The organism is Moellerella wisconsensis ATCC 35017 (genome assembly GCF_001294465.1).
Lineage (GTDB): Bacteria > Pseudomonadota > Gammaproteobacteria > Enterobacterales > Enterobacteriaceae > Moellerella > Moellerella wisconsensis.
Map to the genome: position 1 here is coordinate 1 of NZ_LGAA01000065.1, position 349 is coordinate 349.

At 52.1% G+C, this 349-nt stretch carries 1 pseudogene; it reads left to right on the forward strand.

Annotated features, from left to right (window positions below):
* Positions 1–349: pseudogene (gene ushA, locus M992_RS14400) on the forward strand (bifunctional UDP-sugar hydrolase/5'-nucleotidase); the annotation flags it as partial.

Below are 349 nucleotides of genomic sequence, written 5' to 3' on the forward strand. Positions count from 1 at the left end.
CGTACAGGCGCATGAGTGGGGGAAATACGTTGGGCGTGCTGATTTCAGCTTCCGTAACGGTGAGCTGACTTTGCAACACTACCAGCTCATTCCGGTCAATTTGCGTCAGAAAGTGACGAAAGACGATGGCACGACGGAACGCGCTTACTACACCCACAAGATTGACGAAAACCCGCAGATGCTCAAGCTGCTAACGCCGTTTGAAGAAAAGGGCAAAGCGCAGTTGGAGGTTAAGGTCGGCAGCGTGGATGGCAAATTGATGGGCGATCGTAGCAAAGTACGCTTCGAACAAACCAATATGGCGCGTTTACTGCTTGCTGCACAGATGGAGCGCACGCAGGCAGATTTA